Here is a 17,868-nt window from a genome sequence, read left to right on the forward strand (position 1 = left end):
CCCGCCCTACTCGGCACCAAAGCTGGTCACCGCTGTCCAACCCGGCGCGGCACCGCTCAGGCGGCACGGGCCGGTCATCATTGTTCGGGAGCTGTCCTTGCCTTCTGTTTTCTCACGTCGCACCTTTCGCCTGACGGCCCTCCTCGGCGGACTCAGCCTGGCCGCCTCAGTGCTGGCCTGCCCGAGTGGGCAGCAGCAGGTCTGCACAGTGGTGTGCTTCTGTGCGCCGTTCAGCCAGGCGGACATCGGGGTGCTGTACGAGGACGTCAGCCAGATGGCCGCCTCGGGCTTGGAGCAATGGCTGCTGCAATCACGCGAGACGGTGGCTGCCAGCGGCACCCATCCGATTCCTCTGCATATCCGCGCCCAGTTGGAGCCCTACTACGGCATCGATGTACTCGATGCGGCGCGCTACAAGGTGGGTGACAACGAAACCCTTAGCGCCGCCAATACCCTGCTGCAGAACCCCGATGTACAGGCGGTGACGCTGATCGACATCATCGTCTTCCGCAATGCCGCGGACGCGCAGGACAATGTCGCGCTCTGGGCCCACGAACTGCTGCATGTGCAGCAATACCAGCAATGGGGCGTGCGCGAATTCGCCCGGCGCTACACGCGCGACCACAACGCCATCGAAGCGCCTGCTTATAAGCTGCAGATTGAGGTCGAACGCGCCCTGCGCAATCAGCTGATTAGCAACACCAAACAGCGCTAGAGCTGCGCTCTCAAAACGATTCAGCATCGGGCAGCCACGCGCACAATAAAGCCGCACACTGGCCGTGGCCAAGCAATCAGCCAATGGCTGCCTAAGGGATACACGCAGGTGGCCGATGTGGAACGGAGCGGGTAGCTCCGTTCCTGCGCCGCCGGGTAGGCGAGCGCAGCGCATCGAAATGCCAGAGGGGAAGAAACGCATCGTACCGGGTGGGTAACCCTCCGTTGCCGGATGTACGACGGGCGCTGCAGTGCAGCATCAGACACCTGGGCAAGGTGTCTGGAGGTGGCGGTAAGCCGGTGTTGCCAACCACCCCGGCCGGGGAACCGGTCAGGGTGGGATGCTCGTAGAGCCGTTTAACCGATGGTCATCAAACTGGCGTTGCCGCCCGCTGCTGCGGTGTTGATGCTCAACGCGTGCTCAATCAGCAGGCGCTCCAGCGGGATATCCGTCTCGCCTTTGTGCAGACCATGCACACCGATAATCGCGCCAGGACGCTGAGCCGCCAGTTGGCAGACTTCGCGCAGCTGATCAGAGTCACCGTGATGAATGATCGCGTCGAACACCGTTTCGCTCTCGCTCCACTGGCTGAGCACGGTGATGCGTTGCTGCACGGCCTTGGGCAGTGCGGCAAACAGCTCGCGGGTCAGCTCGCTTTCCTGCCACAGCACCTGGCAACCCACGGCCAGAGCCGCTGCCAACTGCACAAGCAGGTCACTGCGCTCATCCGCCAGACACAGCACATGCTCACGCGGCAGCAAGCTGTAGCTGTTGCGTTCACCGGTTGGGCCATTGAGCATCTGCACGGTGCCGCTCTGCGCCAGCTCGACATACTGCGCGCTCAGGGCAGTCAGGCTCGGCTCATGCTTGGTCGCCCAATCCTGCAGCGCCTGAATCACCTTGGCCTGCTCTGCCGGGCGCTGGATTTCGCCATTTTCCTGCTGCAGCTGCTTGGCCACTGCGTCCTGCGGACGGGTTGCCAGCAGGCGGTACATATACAGCGGGCCACCGGCTTTCGGGCCGGTGCCGGACAGGCCTTCGCCGCCGAACGGCTGCACGCCGACTACAGCGCCAACCATGTTGCGGTTCACATACAGGTTGCCGACCTTGGCGGTGTTGACCACCTGAGCGATGGTTTCGTCGATGCGCGTGTGCACACCGAGGGTCAGACCGTAACCACTGTCGTTGATCTGCTGCAGCAACTTGCCCAGGTCAGCACGCTGGTAGCGCACCACGTGCAGTACCGGGCCGAAGATCTCACGCTGCATCTCGTCGAAGCTGTCCAGCTCGATCAGCGTCGGCAGCACAAAGGTGCCGCGTTTGATGTCGTCACCCACGGCGCGGGCGCTCTGGAACACCTTGCGACCCTTCTCGCGCATCTTCTCGATGTGCTGGTCGATATTGTCCTTGGCTTCGGCGTCGATCACCGGGCCGATATCGGTGCTCAGGCGCTCCGGGTTGCCCAGGCTGTATTCGGCCATGGCGCCCTTGAGCATGTTGATCACTCGATCCGCCACGTCTTCCTGCACACACAGCACGCGCAGTGCCGAGCAACGCTGGCCGGCGCTGTCGAAGGCTGAGGCCACGACGTCGACCACCACCTGCTCGGTCAACGCCGAGGAGTCGACGATCATGCTGTTGAGGCCGCCGGTTTCGGCGATCAGCGGAATGGTGCGGCCCTGGGAATCCAGGCGACCAGCGAGGTTGCGCTGAATGATCCCGGCCACTTCGGTGGAACCGGTAAACATCACGCCACGCACTCGCTCGTTGCCTATCAGGCCAGCACCGACGGTTTCGCCACGGCCCGGCAGCAGTTGCACGGCGCCGCTCGGTACACCGGCATCCAGCAGAATGCGCACAGCCTGCGCAGCGATCAGCGGCGTTTGTTCGGCCGGCTTGGCCAGCACGGTGTTACCGGCAGCCAAAGCGGCGGCGACCTGACCGCTGAAAATCGCCAGCGGGAAGTTCCACGGGCTGATGCACACCACCGGGCCCAGCGGGCGGTGGCTGTCATTGCTGAAGTGATTGCGCGCCTGCGCCGCGTAGTAGCGCAGGAAGTCCACCGCCTCGCGTACTTCGGCGATGGCGTTGGCGAAGGTCTTGCCGGATTCACGCACCAGCAAGCCCATCAGCTGCTGCATTTCCGCTTCCATCTGGTCGGCGGCACGGTCGAGCACGGCGGCGCGCTCGGCCGGCAGGGTCGACTGCCAGATCTGCCCGCTGGACACGGCGCAGAGCACGGCGTTGCGAACATCCTGCTCACTGGCTTCATGCACATGGCCAACGATGTCGCGGTGGTCCGCCGGGTTGCGTACCGGCTGCGCTTCGCTCAGCTCAGGCGCTTCGCAACCAAGCAGCGGCATGGCCTTGTAAGCGTTGTTGGTGCTGCTCAGCAGCGCCGAGGACAGCGAACCGAGGCGGTGTTCGTTGGCAAGGTCGATGCCTTCGGAGTTCAAGCGGGCGTCGCCATACAGCGCACGCGGCAGAGCAATGCGCGGGTGTGGCAGGCCAAGGCCGCCTTCCTGCGTGGCCATCTGCTCGACCTGCTGCACGGGGTCGAGCACCAGTTCCTTGATCGAAATGCTGTGGTCGGCGATACGGTTGACGAACGAGGTGTTCGCGCCGTTTTCCAGCAGACGACGCACCAGATAAGCCAACAGGGTTTCATGGCTGCCCACTGGTGCGTAGATACGGCACGGACGGTTCAGCTTGCCATCGGCAACCTTGCCCACCACCTGCTCGTACAGCGGCTCGCCCATGCCGTGCAGGCACTGGAACTCGTACTGACCGGGGTAGTAGTTCTGCCCAGCCAACTGGTAGATGGCCGACAGCGAGTGGGCGTTGTGGGTGGCGAACTGCGGGTAGATCGCTTCCGGCACGGCCAGCAGCTTGCGGGCGCAAGCGATGTAGGAAATATCGGTGTACGGCTTGCGGGTATACACCGGGTAGCCTTCCAGACCTTCGACCTGGGCGCGCTTGATCTCGCTGTCCCAGTACGCGCCTTTCACCAGGCGGATCATCAGGCGATGACGGCTGCGCTTGGCCAGGTCGATGACGTAGTCGATCACATACGGGCAGCGCTTCTGGTAAGCCTGGATAACGAAGCCGATACCGTTCCAGCCGGTCAGGGCCGGGTCGAAGCACAGGCGCTCGAGCAGATCGAGGGAGATCTCCAGGCGGTCGGCTTCTTCGGCATCGATGTTCAGGCCGATGTCGTACTGCTTGGCCAGCTTGGTCAGGCCGAGCAGGATCGGGTACAGCTCGTCCATCACGCGCTCGTACTGGGCGCGGCTGTAACGCGGATGCAGCGCCGAGAGTTTGATCGAGATGCCCGGGCCTTCGTAGATGCCACGGCCGTGAGAGGCCTTGCCGATGGCATGAATAGCCTGCTCGTAGGACGCCAGGTAGCGCTTGGCGTCTTCATCGGTCAGCGCGGCTTCACCGAGCATGTCGTAGGAATAGCGGAAGCCCTTGGTTTCCATGTTGGTGGCGTTGGCCAGTGCTTCGGCGATGGTTTCGCCGGTGACGAACTGCTCACCCATCAGGCGCATGGACATGTCCACGCCCTTGCGGATCAGCGGCTCGCCGCCTTTGCCGATAATGCGATTGAGCGAAGTCACCAGGCCAGCTTCGTTGTGCGTGGCCACCAGTTTGCCGGTGATCAACAGGCCCCAGCTGGCGGCGTTGACGAACATCGATGGGCTGTTGCCCAGGTGCTGGCTCCAATTGCCGTTGCTGATCTTGTCGCGGATCAGCGCATCACGGGTGGCCTTGTCCGGAATACGCAGCAGCGCTTCAGCCAGGCACATCAGCGCCACACCTTCCTGCGAGGACAGCGAGAATTCCTGCAGCAAGCCCTGCACCAGGCCCTGACGGCCACCGGCGTTCTTCTGGTTGCGTAGCTTCTCGGCAATGCCCATGGCCAGCTTGTTGCTCGCCTCGGCCATGTCCTTCGGCAGACGCGCCTGCTCCAGCAGCATTGGTACCGCTTCGGTTTCCGGCCGGCGATAAGCGCCGGTAATGGCGGCACGCAGCACTGACTGCGGCAGGATGCTTTCGGCGAAATCGAGGAACACCTGCAAACCTTGCTCAGTCAGGTTTTCCACCACTTCTTCGCCCGCCACAGCGGCAAGGCCAGAATGCTCGGCCGGAGTCAGACCACCCTCGATCTGCTCCAGGTAATTGAAGATCGCCTGCTTGATCAGCCAATGCGGCGTGCGGTCAATCGACTGCGCAGCCTGCTTGAGGCGATCACGGGTTGCATCATCGAGCTTTACGCCAAGGGTGGTAGTGGCCATTGGTTTGTCCTGTATGGGCTGAAGCACGGCAAAAAATCGCCGAAAGCAATTTGCGCCACCTCCGCAACCAACCAGGGTGGCTGCCATAGAAGGCGAGGCGCAAAAAATCTGGCGAGAGATTAAACCTCACAAGGCTCAGGGTGCAACTAGGTGCAACCAAACAAAATCGCAACTCTTTGCCGCACAACACGGGGCGCAGTCTCACTCATTTCAGGCTAAAACCCAGCGCCCGTAAGGCTTTTGCAAAAATTGCCAACACCTTGAGGAAAACGCTCGTTTTAAAAAAGCATCGAGCTTCCGACGACAGGTACAACCCAAACACCAACAAGGTTGCACTGCGACATTTATCCCTGCTCACTAGAGCAAAGCACAACGGGTCAAAATCCGTGCAATGGCCGACGGAGTGCACCTGCACTTAGCGCAACCGCCCACCTGCGCGCGAAGCCAACAGCACAGAAGCAGGACGAGTGAATCAACGCGATGGCGCGGATAGCCGGGCGACACAATGTCGCGTTAAGCTCAAGGGGGGATTCATAAGGAGATGACCATGACTGCCAAGGAAGCGCAATTGACTGAGCTACTCAGCCTGTCCACGCGCACCCTCACCCACCTGACAGCCGCCATCACCGCGATGTCATTTGAACTGCTCAATACCCAGGACAACGCCGTGAACGCCACGGCACACAAGATGATCGAGCGCATGCTGGCGATCAACAGCGAGCTGGATCAGCAATGGCAACTGCTCGGCCAGCTGGCCGGCACTCAGCCAGAGCCCAGCAACGCACTGGAACAGGTGGTGTTACAGAGCCTGGAAACGGTAGGGACCGAGGTCTAACGCCCCCCCCGGAGCAGTCGAAACAAGCACTCAACGGCCCAGCATGCCGCAGAACAGGTCATCATCTCCGGCGAGATTGATGCACCAAAACGCCGGCGTCATGGCGCGCAACAAGGAAGCCGTGCAACTGGCCGCGGAGCTGACCGAAAGCGTTATGTCCTACCTGCATGTGCCGAGCAGCGATAAGCCTGTACGCAAGCCCATCAAACGACGCGCCAGCACCACGCCGCGACAGAGTTAGCGCGCACCAAGTTAAGGCTAAAACTGTCCGACAGGTCAGTTATCAGTGCACGCAACGTATTTACATCCCCCCAAAAACCACTAGAGTGCGCGCCCGACGCGCGCCATCTGGCGGCGCCGTGAACGATTTCAGGACTTGGCCTTGTTCTTGCTCAAGCTCCGACAGCCTGACCACTCAGACAGGTTTAAAACGATAATTCAGCACTTTGGGGAGCACCACTTGATGAACCGTACACTTTCCTCTCTGGTCCTGGCAGGCGGGCTTCTGGCGGGCGGCCAGGCCGTCGCGGGTGACCTGCTGCATTGGCAGAACAACAGCCTGACCTACCTGTATGGCCAGGATTACAAGATTGACCCGGAAATCCAGCAGACCGTGACCTTTGAACACGCCAGTGGCTGGGCTATCGGCGATCTGTTCTTCTTCGTCGACACCATCAAGTACAACACCGACGCCACCAATGGCGCAGGCGACGGCCACACCTTCTACGGCGAGTTCTCACCGCGCCTGTCGTTCGGCAAGCTGTTCAACAGCAAGCTGGAATTCGGCCCGATCAAGGACGTATTGCTGGCCACTACCTATGAATTCGGTGAAGACGATGTCGAGTCCTACCTGATCGGCCCAGGCTTTGACCTGGCTATCCCCGGCTTTGACTACTTCTCGCTGAACTTCTACAACCGTACGACCGATGGCAAGCGCGACGGCGATAACGTCTGGCAGATCACTCCGGTGTGGAGCTACACCATCCCGGTGGGTAAATCCGACATCGTGATCGACGGCTTTATGGATTGGGTGGTCGACAACGACAAGAGCTACCACGCCAACCTGCACTTCAACCCACAGATCAAGTACGACCTGGGTAAGGCCATGAACTGGGGCGAGAAGCAGCTGTATGTCGGTATCGAATACGACTACTGGAAAGACAAGTACGGTATCGAAGACAGCGGTTTTGTCAGCGACAACTTTGTCGGCGCGACCGATCAGAACACCGCCAGCCTGTTGGTAAAAGCGCACTTCTGATACTCAGTAGCAAACCCGCCAGCACCTGTGATTACAGGCTGGCGGGCATCTCCTGCAACAACCCTTCTCGCGCTAATTTGCCCTGCTGCGGCGTAATCGCCGCGCTCTCGGGGTCTTCTACTCTGTGATTACTCAGCAGTGGATACCCAGCATGCCCAACGCACTTCACCGCACATTCTTCCGCGCCCTGCTTGTCAGCCTGCTGCTCACCCTGGCTGCATGCAGCACGCTGGCCACGCGCGACCCATTGCGCATCGAACTGGTCGGTATCGAGCCGCTGCCCGGCGAAGGCCTGGAAGCACGCTTCGCAATCAAACTGCGGGTACAGAACCCCAATGACCGGCCCATCGATTTCGACGGCGTGGACCTTGAGCTGCAGGTCAACCAGCAGCCGCTGCTCAGTGGCGTCAGTGACCAACACGGGCAAGTACCCCGTTACGGTGAAAGCATCCTGCGTATTCCGGTCAGCCTTTCCGCCTACGCCGCACTGCGCCAGGCCTGGGGCATGGCCGGCTATCAGGACGGCCAGGGGCTGCCCTATGAATTGCGTGGCAAGTTGGCCAACGGCCTGTTTGGCACCTGGCGTTTTAATGACCGTGGCACGCTTAACTGGCCACAACCGCCAGCGCCCGGCGCGACACCATAAAACCCTATACAATATGCGGCCTTTTCCTATCGACCTATCAAGGACCCGCCGTGAGCACGTTGCCGCCCTGCCCTAAATGCAATTCCGAATACACCTACGAAGACGGCGCCCAGCTGGTATGCCCGGAGTGCGCCCACGAATGGTCGGCCACTGGCGCGAGCGACGCGGCAGATGACGCCAAGGTGATCAAGGATTCAGTGGGTAATGTGCTGCAGGACGGCGACACGATCACCGTGATCAAAGACCTGAAAGTCAAAGGCTCATCCCTGGTGGTCAAGGTCGGCACCAAGGTCAAAGGCATCCGCCTGTGCGACGGTGACCACGACATCGACTGCAAGATCGACGGCATCGGCGCGATGAAGCTGAAATCCGAGTTCGTGCGCAAAGTCTGAGTCAACTTCCAGCAAAAAAAGCCCCGGTCAGCTGCCGGGGCTTTTTTCATTAGCTAGCATCAATACAGAGCTATTCGCTCGTTCGAGGCGCCCGCCTGGAGGACCTCATGCGTATTGTTGCGCTGTGCTTGACGCTATTACTGCCCTGGGCTGTGCAAGCCGAACCCTGGAAGGTGGTGGGCGATGAGCAGTTTGCACCCTATAGCTTTGTCACCATTGAGGATGACCAGCCGCGCGGGCTGGATGTGGAGTTGGTTGAGGCGGTGATGCAAGAGGCCAAAATCCCTTACAGCTTGCGCCTGTACCCCTGGGAGCGGGTCAAGCGCATGATCGATCGCAGTGAAGTGGCCATGGCTTTTCAGTTCGCCGGGACCCCCGAACGGATGCAGCAATACGAGCTGGCCGGGCCGATCCGTACCGGTTCAACGGTGTTTATGACCTCGCGTAAAACCGCCCTTAACGACTGGGACAAACTGGACGATCTGTCACTCTTCACCATTGGCCAGGTAAGGGGGTATGCCTACCAATCGGATTTCGACAAAGCCGAACTGTCACGCGATACCAGTGCGCAGAACCCACGGCAGCTGGTGTCGATGCTGCTCGCCGGGCGCATTGATGTGATCGTCGGTGATCGTGTGCAACTGATGTATTTCGTTCGCGAGCAGCGCGCAGAACAGAGCGTACGCATTCTGCCCAAACCCCTGGTGGAAATGCCGCGTTATGTAGCCTTCGCCAAAGGCGATAGCGCCCGTGCCAAACAGTTCTCGGCAGCGCTGGAGCGTTTAAGACAGGCTGGCACCCTGGAAACCATTTACTCGCGCTGGCATTAAGCCGCGCGCCACTTGCCAGGAGCCGCCATGCGCGCCACCCGTGTATTTTTACTGCTCGCAGCCACCCTGGTTCTGAGCGCCTGCGGTCTCGGTGAAACCGCCGCAACTGCCAGCCTGCAAGCCGAGCAGGCCAGCCAACTGCAACAACAGACCGAACAGCTGAAACAGCAGATCGAAGCCGCCAACGCGCACAGTAATAAACGCTTGGAAGAAGGCTACTGAGGGTTTATTGCACGGGTAGGAAGTTCATAAACAGCAGGCTTTGGGCATAACTCACGCCCATGCGCCGATAGCGCTCATCCAGCACATCGGTGAGCAGATCCAGACGCGCGACGATCTTGCCGAACTCCACGGCATAGCTGAGGTTATGCCCCTCGGCAGAAATCTCGTTGGACAGCAGCCAGGGCTTGCCGCCGGCATCGGTGCGCTGGGCGAGCATCCAGCTGGCCTTCTCGACATTGCGCGCAGCGTTGTGGACAAACTGCGGGTCCAGCGTATCGCTCAGGTAGTACTCCGTGCGTCCGCCGTGGGCGGTAATCAGCATGCTTGCCAGCGAATAGATAAACGCCCCCACCCGATCGCCTTGGTACTCCGCACTCAGGGCATAACTCAGCGCCGCAACATCAGTGCGCCCGCCTAGCTGGGGAAGCGGCTGATCAAGTTCAATGGCGCGGTGCACCGCGCGTTTGGCGGACTCCACATCAGGTAAACCGGTTTTACGCCACTCGCGGGGGTTGCGCAGATACAGCTTGTCCATCAAACGGTAGAGGCTGTTGAGGTTGTTGCGCATGCCCAGGGTAGCCATACGGTCGGCATGGCTCTGGAAGAATTCGGTGGGTTTGATCGGACTGCGGTTGCTGACAATGGTCTGGTGATCTTGCCGGGTTGCGCAACCACTGACCGCCAGTAACAGCACAACCAGCACCGACAGGCGCATTGCCACAGCGTTGCCGCCCGACCAGACGGGCCCATTTCTTAGCCATTGCCAACACTGCACAGTACTCATCAGAGGAGGTCGTCCGCTGCGGTGTGATGGGGTAACGCTAGCAACAAAATCCAGATTGGCCAGTTTTCCTCCTGAATACATGACTTTCAGCACAATCAAGCACCTAGCTGCATAAGCTCAGGTGGACTGCCAACAGACCGCCTCAGGCGCAAAAGATTGCTAACCGCTTATCAGCAGCGCGGCAAAAGGCCCGTCGCAGAGCGCTTTAATCGGTATGATCCGCAGCTTTTTGGCTGCCGAGTGCCCCATGCTGCGTCTGCTTGTTCTGTTTTGCCTGCTGGTTGCCCTACCCGCTTTTGCCGATGCCCCGAAAACCTTCAGTGCCGCGAAGAAAATCGCCTGGCGGTTATATGCCGAACGGCCCAGCACCTTCTATTGCCATTGCACGTACAGCGGTAACCGCGTCGACCTCGGCAGCTGTGGCTACAGCCCCCGCAAACAGCTGCGCCGTGCCCAGCGCCTGGAATGGGAGCATGTGGTGCCCGCTTGGGTAATCGGCCATCAGCGCCAGTGCTGGCAGGACGGCGGACGCAAGAACTGCGCGCGCAACGACGCCCGTTTCAAAGCCGCCGAAGCCGACCTGCACAACCTGGTGCCAAGCATCGGTGAGGTGAATGGTGACCGCTCCAACTACGCCCTAGGCATGCTCAGCGACAAACCCACGCAGTACGGCGCCTGCCCGATGGTGGTCAACTTCAAGGCGAAAACCGCCATGCCGCCAGCCCATACGCGTGGTGCAGCAGCGCGTATCTATCTGTATATGGCCGAACGCTACCAGCTGAAACTGTCCAAGCTCGACCGACGCACCTACGAGGCCTGGAACCGCCAATACCCGATCAGCGAGTGGGAGCGCTGGCGCAACCAGCAAGTCGGCTGCGTGATGGGCCACGGCAACCCTTATGTCGGCGCCATCGATCCGGGCCGCTGCAGCCCATTACGCCGCGCTGGCAACCCACAACGCACCAGCGGCTGAACGCTAACAACCGCCCGGCGATCCCTGCACGCCTCTATTGACGCTAAACTTCACCCCACGCCAGCCCGAGTATTGCCCTATGTCCAGCACCACCCTCCCGAGCGCAGCCCACGCCATTGCCGAAACCCGCGCCTGGGTTGATCGTGCCGTGATCGGCCTGAACCTCTGCCCGTTCGCCAAGGCCGTGCAGGTCAAAGGGCAAGTACGCTACGTGGTGTGTACCAACAGCGAGCCGGAAGTACTGCTCAGCATGCTGATCGACGAGTTGCATGCGCTCGCTCACTGCGAGCCCAGCGAAACGGACACCACCTTACTGATCCATCCCGCCGCCCTGATTGACTTCCTCGACTTCAACGACTTCCTCGGGGTGGTCGATGATGCACTCGACGAACTCGGCTACAGCGGTACCCTGCAAGTGGCCAGCTTCCACCCGCAGTTCCAGTTTGCCGACACGGCCGCCAACGACCTCAGCAACGCCACCAACCGCTCGCCCTACCCGACGCTGCATATCCTCCGTGAAGCCAGCATCGACCGCGCCGTGGCGGCGTTCCCTGAGCCTGAGGCAATCTTCGAAGCCAATATCCAGACCCTCGAAGACCTCGGCGCCGACGGTTGGGCGGCCCTGCAGGCGCAGTGCCGCAAAGACGCACAAACCAGCTAAGCCCCCTCCCCCTGGGTGCCGTCAGACCACCTGACGGCACCGCAGCGACACAGCATCAACCCGCCCCTTGCTTACCGGCACTCGTCGGCAACTGCGGCGCGCGCGACCGATGACGCATTTACGGCAATTCATGCCAAGAATCTTGAGCGTTTTGCTAGCTGATCAACACAATTAATCAGCATGAATCCATAAGATCCCAGCGCTTTCGACGCGGCCCATGCAGGCCGAACCGCGTGTTGAGCAGGCCGCCTGCAACTAAAACAGCACTCGATTCAAGACCCTTTCGCGGGTCCATCAACAGATCAACCAAGGGATAACGCTATGGCTCGGGTTCGTAAACTGGTGCTGGCAATTGCAGCGACTTCGGCGCTGTCATCCGGCATGGCGCACGCGCTAGGGCTGGGTGAAGTAACACTGCAGTCAGCACTCAACCAGCCTTTGGTGGCGGAGATCGAACTGCTGGAAAGCCGCGACCTGGCCGCCAACGAAGTGATGCCGACCCTGGCCTCTGCGGAAGCCTTCAACAAGGCAGGGATTGATCGGCAGTTCTTCCTGACGGACCTGACATTTACCCCGGTCCTCAAGCCCAATGGCAAAAGCGTTATCCGCGTGACCTCGAATAAGCCGATGCGTGAGCCTTACCTGAACTTCCTGGTGCAAGTGCTCTGGCCCAATGGCCAGTTGCAGCGTGAGTACACCCTGCTGCTGGACCCACCGCTCTACACCGCGCAAAGCGTAATCCCTGCCGCAGTAAAACAGCCTGTAACCGCAGCGCCTGCTTTGCCGAGCACACAGCCACAGGCAGCGCGCCCAGCAGTTAGCGCAACTCAACCAGCATCCGCCAGCACGGCTGCCGCCACACCACTGGCAGGCAATGAGTACACGACCACCGCCAACGACAACCTCTGGGACATTGCCAACCGCGCGCGGGCTGGCGGTAGCGTGCATCAGGCCATGCTGGCGATCCAGGAGCTGAATCCGCAGGCCTTTATCGATAACAACATCAACCGCATGAAAAGCGGTCAGGTGCTGCGCCTACCCGATGCCCAACACATCAACAGCCGCACGCAAAGCGCCGCCATTGCGCAGGTTAACCAGCAAACCGCTGCCTGGCGTGAGAGCCGCAGTGTTGCTACCAGCGCCCGCCAGTTGGATGCCAGTAAGCGCAATACCGCAGCCGCTACGCCAGCCACAATTGAACGCCGCGATAACCTGAAACTGGTTGCCGAAGGCAGCGACAAGGCGGGCACCGGCAGTGACAAAGGCAACGCAGGCAACAAGGCCCTGCTTGATCAACTGGCAATGACCCAGGAAAGCCTCGATTCGACCAATCGTGAAAACGCTGAGCTGAAAAGCCGTATTGCCGACCTGCAAAGCCAACTCGATAAACTGCAGCGCCTGATCCAATTAAAGAACGACCAGATGGCCAAGTTACAGGCCTACCTGGCCGCACAGAACCAGGCATCAGTCGCAACACCAGGCGTCGCCGCTGTTACAACCGGCAATCAGACACCCGCTATTCCTTAAGCCTAAGCCGCCACCAGGTACTACCGAGTAATACCCTTAGGTTGATGCCGCGAGGCTTCCTCTTATCAAGGCTGACCAGCAACGCTATTGCCCTCATGGGTCGCCGTCAGCCCGCACCCCCTGGCGGCCTTATCACCAGGCATTAGGCGCCGTACTGTTTTACACAGGCTTTACATTGCGCCCTGCAATGCCGCGCAACACCCAGTGTCGAAACTACAAGCCGGGAAAGACCGGTTTGCACAGGAGTTTCGATCATGCTGTCGCGTATCCCCCTTATCACCGGCCTGGTGGCCAGTCTGGCGCTGTTTGCCCAGGCCCCAGCGCAGGCCTCCAACCGTGACGCAGCGATTGCCGGAGCCGTGGTGGGCGCGGTGATTGGCGGCGTACTTGTCAGCCAGAGCCGTCCCGCGCGGGTTTACGCTCCGCCACCGCGCGAGTACTACCCACCGCCACCAGCGTATTACCCTCCGCAACGGGTGTACTACGAGCGCCAGCCGGTCTACTACCAGCCGGCCCCGGTGTATTACATACAGGAGCGGCCGCGCCATAAACGTTGGCATGGCCACAAACACCGTCGGCACGACGGCTATGGTCACGGCTATCGCTGGTAAACAAAAAAGCCCCGCCATTGCGGGGCTTTTTCTCGGTATAAAGCAGCGCGGCCGGCCTACTCCGTACGGAAACGTACCACCAGCTGTTTCAGCTCACTGCTCAGGCCGCTTTGTTCCTGGGCGTAGCTCTCCACCTCGGCGGCCTGCACGGATATCTGCGTTACCGCGTCGTTGATGGCGACAATGTTCTGATTGATTTCCTCGGTCACCAGGTGCTGTTCCTCGGTCGCAGTGGCGATCTGCATGGTCATGTCGCGGATCATCTGCACCTTGCCTTCAATGCTCTCGAAGGCGGCCATAACCTCATCGGACAGCACGATAGCTTTGCCCGATTCGACCAGGCTTTGGTCCATGCTCACCGTCACTTCCTTGATGCGATTGACCAGCAGGTTGAGGATATTGTTGATCTGCTCGGTGGAGTCCTGGGTGCGTTTGGCCAGGTTGCGTACTTCATCAGCTACCACCGCAAACCCTCGCCCCTGCTCGCCCGCGCGGGCGGCTTCGATGGCCGCGTTCAAGGCCAGCAGGTTGGTCTGTTCAGCGATCTGCTGAATGGTCGAAAGGATGTTGTTGATGTTGACCGTTTCCTTCTCCAGCTCCTGAAGCACCTTGTTGGAGTTCTGGATGCTGGCGCCGAGCTTGTTGACCCCGGACGTGCTGCGGGCGATCACCTCTTTGCCATTGCGCGTGGCCACCAGCCCCTGCTCCGACACATCAGCGGTTTGCACGCAGGTCTTGGCCACCTCGTTGGCCGCCGAGGACATCTCGGTCACCGCCGTGACGATCTGCTCCACCGAACTCAACTGGCGTTGCAGCGTGGCGGACATCGCCGTGGTGCGCTTGTTGGTATCGCTGGAAACCCCATCCATGCTGATGGCGTTCTCCTTGATCACACGGATCATGCCCTGGATCGACGCAATAAACTGATTAAACCACTTGGCCAGCTCGCCGGTTTCATCCTTGCTGAGCAGGTCCAGGCGGCGGGTCAGGTCACCTTCACCTTGAGCGATCGTGCGTAGCCCGTCCTTCACCAGGTTGATCGGGTTGACGATACGGTTGGCGATCACTACCCCTGCCGCGCCGAATACCAGCACCAGCACCACGCAGACAATCAGGGTTATCCAGGTCAGCTCACGGGCGCTCGCGTAAATCTCGTCCGCCTGCTTGAAGCCAACAAACTTCCAGCCCAGCTCAGGCGAGGTGTAAACGTTGGCCATATAAGCCACCCCGTCGATCTCCACCTCCACCAGGCCGTTCTCGGTTTTGCCGATAACCGCAAAGTGCTCGCCGGGCAGCTCGCTGACCTTCTTGAAGTTGTTATCCGGCTGCAGACCATCCACCAGCAAGGTGCCGCTGCCCTCCGCCAGCATCAGAAAACCGGTTTCACCAAAGCGCACCTTCTGCGCCATATCCGTCAGCGCCTTGAGCGACACATCCACCGCCACCACCCCGGCGAACTGCCCGGCGGTGTCCTTGAAGCCCTTGAGCACCGAGACATACACCGCGTCATCCGGCTCCCAGTAATAACCGTCGCGACGGGCCAGGGTGAAATTGGCGTCGCGGCCAATGGGGTACCACTCGCGCTGGCGCGGGTCCCAGTCACCGTAATCCCCGGTGCCCGGCCACTCTACATAGCCACCCTTGGTATCGCTCATGTACACGTAGCCGAAGGTGGGGTTGTTCTTACCGATGCTGGAGAAGTAATCGAAGATCTGCTTCTCGCGTCCACCATTGGCGGTCGCCACCTCGCCCGGTTTGCGCGCCTCACCGAAGTAGGTGGTCAGCTCGCCGTTCTGGGCATCCTGCACTGCGGGATATTCCGCCAGGGCGGAAACGGTGTGGCCCACCGAATCAAAGAAAGTGGCAAAGCTGTTGTTAACCAGCTTCATATCCAGGCTGCTGGACACCAGAAAGTTCTCTTTAGCCTGCTGCGTGACATTGCGAATCGTCAGCAGCGCCACCACCAGAACCGGAATCAGGGTTGCCACCAGAAAGCTCAGCAACAGTTTGGATTTGATATTCATGGGACATCGCCTTCTAGCTGGCCAGTAATACGCTCTATCGGCGCTTGTAGAGGATAGTTAAGGCGTATGACAGCGCCAGCGCTGGCCTCACCACGACAACGCTGCAGAGCAAAAGCGACTGGCGCGGTAAATCGGCGGCTGGTTGATCGCAGGTATTCCGCCGCCGGTGTATTGGCTCTGCTTACTGGTTTCGCCCTTACGGCGAGTTACTTTCTCTTTGCTTGTGCAAAGAGAAAGTAACCAAAGAGAAAGCACACCCGGCATCCGGGTTTCGCTGCGCTCAACTCCCCTCGCTCCGGTGCTGTTCCGAGGGTCGTCACGGTGGGCCATCCCTGGCCCATCGTTCCTCGTTTGGCATCCATGCCAAACGCCCCTCTCCACAGCACCTCCACCCGGCCTCCTGACGGGACCCGGGGACCGCGTTGTTTGGGTGATTTGTGGAAGGCAGAGCGAAAGGCAAAAGCAGAACAAAGACCAAAGCATCGCGGCCATGGGCCACTCCTACGGGTTCGTAGACTTGTGGCCAGGTGAAACCCGCCATGATTTTTGCTTTTCAATCAGCGATTACACAGACGACGCCAAACGCCCCATCAGAAGGCCGAGTGGAATCGTTGCGCAAGGGGTTGAGCGGCATGGATGCCGCGAGAGCCGCGATGGGCCAGGGATGGCCCTTCGCGGCGGGCCCCTGGAGCAATGATGGAACGAGGGAAGTCGAGCGCAGCGAGACCCGGATGCAAGGGGCAAGACCTCTTGGTTACTTCTGGGGCGTTTGCCAGAAGTGACCCGCCGTAAGGGCGGAACCGTTAGACCGGGCAACGCAGAGGCGGCGAGGACACTGCTACCGCAGGAGAACAGCAAAACGAATGATGATCTCGAATGGCCATTATTGAAGGGTATCGCTACGCTCAATCCATCCTACGGGCGCACAGAAAAATACCGCATCAATAGCAAGGAGCTAAACATGGAGTTCTTCGAGAAGTTAAACAGCCTTTCAGCAAAAATCCGCCAGCAGGCAAGTGCAATTAAAACGGAAGAAGCCACGAAAAACGCATTTGTCATGCCATTTATAAACACCGTTCTCGGCTATGACGTATTCGACCCAAGGGAAGTAACCCCAGAATTCGTCTGTGACATTGGGACGAAGAAAGGTGAAAAAATTGACTACGCAATATTAAAAGATGGCGAAGTTCAGATACTGATCGAATGTAAGAAAATTGGCGAACCGCTTAACCTCAACCATGCCTCACAGCTCTTCCGCTACTTCCATGTAACAAACGCCAGAATCTCAATCCTAACTAATGGTCAAATCTATAAATTCTTCACTGACCTTGACGCCCCAAACAAAATGGATGAGAAGCCCTTCCTTGAACTCGATCTGCTAGATATCGACGAGCACGCGGTACCCGAACTGGTAAAACTTACAAAATCAGCCTTCGATGTTGAATCTATAGTCAACGCAGCGGGCGAGTTGAAGTATGTAAGCCAGATAAAAAAACAAATCGCACTTCAATTCACCAAGCCTGACGACGACTTCGTAAAATTCTTTGCATCCCGTGTTTACGAAGGGATGATCACTCAAAAAGTGCGCGAACAATTTGCAGAGTTGACCCGCAAGGCAGTCGCACAATTCTTGAACGACCAAATCAACGACCGCCTAAAGTCCGCAATGAGCGGAGCCATTCAACCCAGTTACGCGGCCACGACTTCGTCACCAGCAGACCCTGCGAATGAGCAAATTGACGACGCTACAGAAGACAAGGTTCTGACCACCTTAGAAGAGCTTGAGGGCTATCACATCGTCAAAGCTATTGTGCGTTCCGTTGTTGACTCCAAACGCATTATTCAACGCGACACTCAAAGTTACTTTGGAATATTGCTAGACGATAACAATCGCAAACCGATATGCCGCTTGCACTTCAACCGCACGCAAAAATATATCGGTATATTCGACCAAGAAAAGAACGAAACGCGCCACCCCATCAGCTCACTCGACGAAATCTATGATTTTGCTGATCAACTGAAAACAACCATAAGCTTCTACTAACAACACGTAGCATGGGTTAAGCACAGCAATACCCATCAACTCTCAAAA

General features: G+C 59.3%; 16 protein-coding genes and 1 pseudogene. 13 read left to right on the forward strand and 4 right to left on the reverse strand.

The window, feature by feature from the left end:
• The first annotated feature begins 97 nt into the window (after positions 1-97).
• Complete coding sequence (locus BLO50_RS17525) at positions 98-715, forward strand: eCIS core domain-containing protein (RefSeq protein ID WP_090255350.1); 618 nt, start codon at positions 98-100, stop codon at positions 713-715.
• Positions 716-1,071: 356 nt separating this feature from the next.
• Here the strand turns inward: BLO50_RS17525 and putA are convergent, their stop codons facing one another.
• Positions 1,072-5,013, reverse strand: a complete 3,942-nt coding sequence (putA, locus tag BLO50_RS17530; RefSeq protein ID WP_090255352.1) for a trifunctional transcriptional regulator/proline dehydrogenase/L-glutamate gamma-semialdehyde dehydrogenase — start codon at positions 5,011-5,013, stop codon at positions 1,072-1,074.
• Positions 5,014-5,560: 547 nt separating this feature from the next.
• Between putA and BLO50_RS17535 the strand changes: the two genes are divergently transcribed.
• The 7 genes from BLO50_RS17535 to BLO50_RS17560 all read left to right on the forward strand — a co-directional run bounded on the left by BLO50_RS17535 (position 5,561) and on the right by BLO50_RS17560 (position 9,196).
• Complete coding sequence (locus tag BLO50_RS17535; RefSeq protein ID WP_090255354.1) at positions 5,561-5,848, forward strand: hypothetical protein; 288 nt, start codon at positions 5,561-5,563, stop codon at positions 5,846-5,848.
• 79 nt (positions 5,849-5,927) lie between these two features.
• Positions 5,928-6,089: a hypothetical protein gene (locus BLO50_RS21840; protein ID WP_167354476.1), complete on the forward strand. Its 162-nt coding sequence runs from the start codon at positions 5,928-5,930 to the stop codon at positions 6,087-6,089.
• A 222-nt stretch (positions 6,090-6,311) separates the two neighbouring features.
• On the forward strand, positions 6,312-7,106 hold the full coding sequence (locus tag BLO50_RS17540) for an outer membrane protein OmpK (RefSeq protein WP_090255356.1): 795 nt from the start codon (positions 6,312-6,314) through the stop codon (positions 7,104-7,106).
• 151 nt (positions 7,107-7,257) lie between these two features.
• Positions 7,258-7,752 (forward strand): LEA/WHy family protein, encoded by a 495-nt coding sequence (locus BLO50_RS17545; RefSeq protein WP_090255358.1) that lies wholly within the window; start codon positions 7,258-7,260, stop codon positions 7,750-7,752.
• 50 nt (positions 7,753-7,802) lie between these two features.
• On the forward strand, positions 7,803-8,144 hold the full coding sequence (locus BLO50_RS17550) for a zinc ribbon domain-containing protein YjdM (protein ID WP_090255361.1): 342 nt from the start codon (positions 7,803-7,805) through the stop codon (positions 8,142-8,144).
• Between the two features lie 107 nt (positions 8,145-8,251).
• Positions 8,252-8,974, forward strand: a complete 723-nt coding sequence (locus BLO50_RS17555) for a substrate-binding periplasmic protein (protein WP_090255363.1) — start codon at positions 8,252-8,254, stop codon at positions 8,972-8,974.
• 27 nt (positions 8,975-9,001) lie between these two features.
• Positions 9,002-9,196 carry a hypothetical protein gene (locus BLO50_RS17560; RefSeq protein ID WP_090255365.1) on the forward strand — a complete coding sequence of 65 codons (195 nt, stop codon included), beginning with the start codon at positions 9,002-9,004 and terminating at the stop codon, positions 9,194-9,196.
• Between the two features lie 4 nt (positions 9,197-9,200).
• Here the strand turns inward: BLO50_RS17560 and BLO50_RS17565 are convergent, their stop codons facing one another.
• Positions 9,201-9,911 carry a hypothetical protein gene (locus BLO50_RS17565; protein WP_090255367.1) on the reverse strand — a complete coding sequence of 237 codons (711 nt, stop codon included), beginning with the start codon at positions 9,909-9,911 and terminating at the stop codon, positions 9,201-9,203.
• 316 nt (positions 9,912-10,227) lie between these two features.
• On the opposite strand from BLO50_RS17565, the gene BLO50_RS17570 reads away from it, so the two are divergent.
• The 4 genes from BLO50_RS17570 (at position 10,228) to BLO50_RS17585 (ending at position 13,752) form a co-directional block, all read left to right on the forward strand.
• Positions 10,228-10,953 (forward strand): endonuclease, encoded by a 726-nt coding sequence (locus tag BLO50_RS17570; RefSeq protein WP_090255811.1) that lies wholly within the window; start codon positions 10,228-10,230, stop codon positions 10,951-10,953.
• A gap of 79 nt (positions 10,954-11,032) precedes the next feature.
• A complete protein-coding gene (locus BLO50_RS17575) occupies positions 11,033-11,614 on the forward strand; it encodes a DUF1415 domain-containing protein (protein WP_090255369.1) in 582 nt (193 codons plus the stop codon).
• A 321-nt stretch (positions 11,615-11,935) separates the two neighbouring features.
• The gene (locus tag BLO50_RS17580) at positions 11,936-13,141 is read left to right on the forward strand and encodes a type IV pilus assembly protein FimV (RefSeq protein ID WP_090255371.1); all 1,206 of its coding nucleotides are present in this window, start codon (positions 11,936-11,938) and stop codon (positions 13,139-13,141) included.
• Between the two features lie 254 nt (positions 13,142-13,395).
• On the forward strand, positions 13,396-13,752 hold the full coding sequence (locus BLO50_RS17585; protein ID WP_090255373.1) for a hypothetical protein: 357 nt from the start codon (positions 13,396-13,398) through the stop codon (positions 13,750-13,752).
• A 56-nt stretch (positions 13,753-13,808) separates the two neighbouring features.
• Here the strand turns inward: BLO50_RS17585 and BLO50_RS22375 are convergent, their stop codons facing one another.
• The gene (locus tag BLO50_RS22375; protein ID WP_374725355.1) at positions 13,809-14,654 is read right to left on the reverse strand and encodes a methyl-accepting chemotaxis protein; all 846 of its coding nucleotides are present in this window, start codon (positions 14,652-14,654) and stop codon (positions 13,809-13,811) included.
• Positions 14,655-14,669: 15 nt separating this feature from the next.
• A pseudogene (locus tag BLO50_RS22380) lies at positions 14,670-15,776 on the reverse strand (HAMP domain-containing protein); the annotation flags it as partial.
• A 778-nt stretch (positions 15,777-16,554) separates the two neighbouring features.
• Here BLO50_RS22380 and BLO50_RS17600 point away from each other — a divergent pair.
• A complete protein-coding gene (locus tag BLO50_RS17600; protein ID WP_244152910.1) occupies positions 16,555-17,820 on the forward strand; it encodes a type I restriction endonuclease in 1,266 nt (421 codons plus the stop codon).
• Positions 17,821-17,868: the final 48 nt, after the last annotated feature.

Source organism: Pseudomonas peli (assembly GCF_900099645.1).
GTDB lineage: Bacteria > Pseudomonadota > Gammaproteobacteria > Pseudomonadales > Pseudomonadaceae > Aquipseudomonas > Aquipseudomonas peli.

Excerpts from the sequence above, each read along its gene's own strand:
- BLO50_RS17585 (WP_090255373.1), top strand. The coding sequence starts at position 13,396 with ATGCTGTCGCGTATCCCCCTTATCACCGGCCTGGTGGCCAGTCTGGCG.
- BLO50_RS17555 (WP_090255363.1), top strand. The coding sequence starts at position 8,252 with ATGCGTATTGTTGCGCTGTGCTTGACGCTATTACTGCCCTGGGCTGTG.
- BLO50_RS17545 (WP_090255358.1), top strand. The coding sequence starts at position 7,258 with ATGCCCAACGCACTTCACCGCACATTCTTCCGCGCCCTGCTTGTCAGC.
- BLO50_RS17565 (WP_090255367.1), bottom strand. The coding sequence starts at position 9,911 with ATGCGCCTGTCGGTGCTGGTTGTGCTGTTACTGGCGGTCAGTGGTTGC.
- BLO50_RS22375 (WP_374725355.1), bottom strand. The coding sequence starts at position 14,654 with ATGATCCGTGTGATCAAGGAGAACGCCATCAGCATGGATGGGGTTTCC.
- BLO50_RS17535 (WP_090255354.1), top strand. The coding sequence starts at position 5,561 with ATGACTGCCAAGGAAGCGCAATTGACTGAGCTACTCAGCCTGTCCACG.
- BLO50_RS17570 (WP_090255811.1), top strand. The coding sequence starts at position 10,228 with ATGCTGCGTCTGCTTGTTCTGTTTTGCCTGCTGGTTGCCCTACCCGCT.
- BLO50_RS21840 (WP_167354476.1), top strand. The coding sequence starts at position 5,928 with ATGCACCAAAACGCCGGCGTCATGGCGCGCAACAAGGAAGCCGTGCAA.
- BLO50_RS17560 (WP_090255365.1), top strand. The coding sequence starts at position 9,002 with ATGCGCGCCACCCGTGTATTTTTACTGCTCGCAGCCACCCTGGTTCTG.
- putA (WP_090255352.1), bottom strand. The coding sequence starts at position 5,013 with ATGGCCACTACCACCCTTGGCGTAAAGCTCGATGATGCAACCCGTGAT.
- BLO50_RS17540 (WP_090255356.1), top strand. The coding sequence starts at position 6,312 with ATGAACCGTACACTTTCCTCTCTGGTCCTGGCAGGCGGGCTTCTGGCG.
- BLO50_RS17575 (WP_090255369.1), top strand. The coding sequence starts at position 11,033 with ATGTCCAGCACCACCCTCCCGAGCGCAGCCCACGCCATTGCCGAAACC.
- BLO50_RS17580 (WP_090255371.1), top strand. The coding sequence starts at position 11,936 with ATGGCTCGGGTTCGTAAACTGGTGCTGGCAATTGCAGCGACTTCGGCG.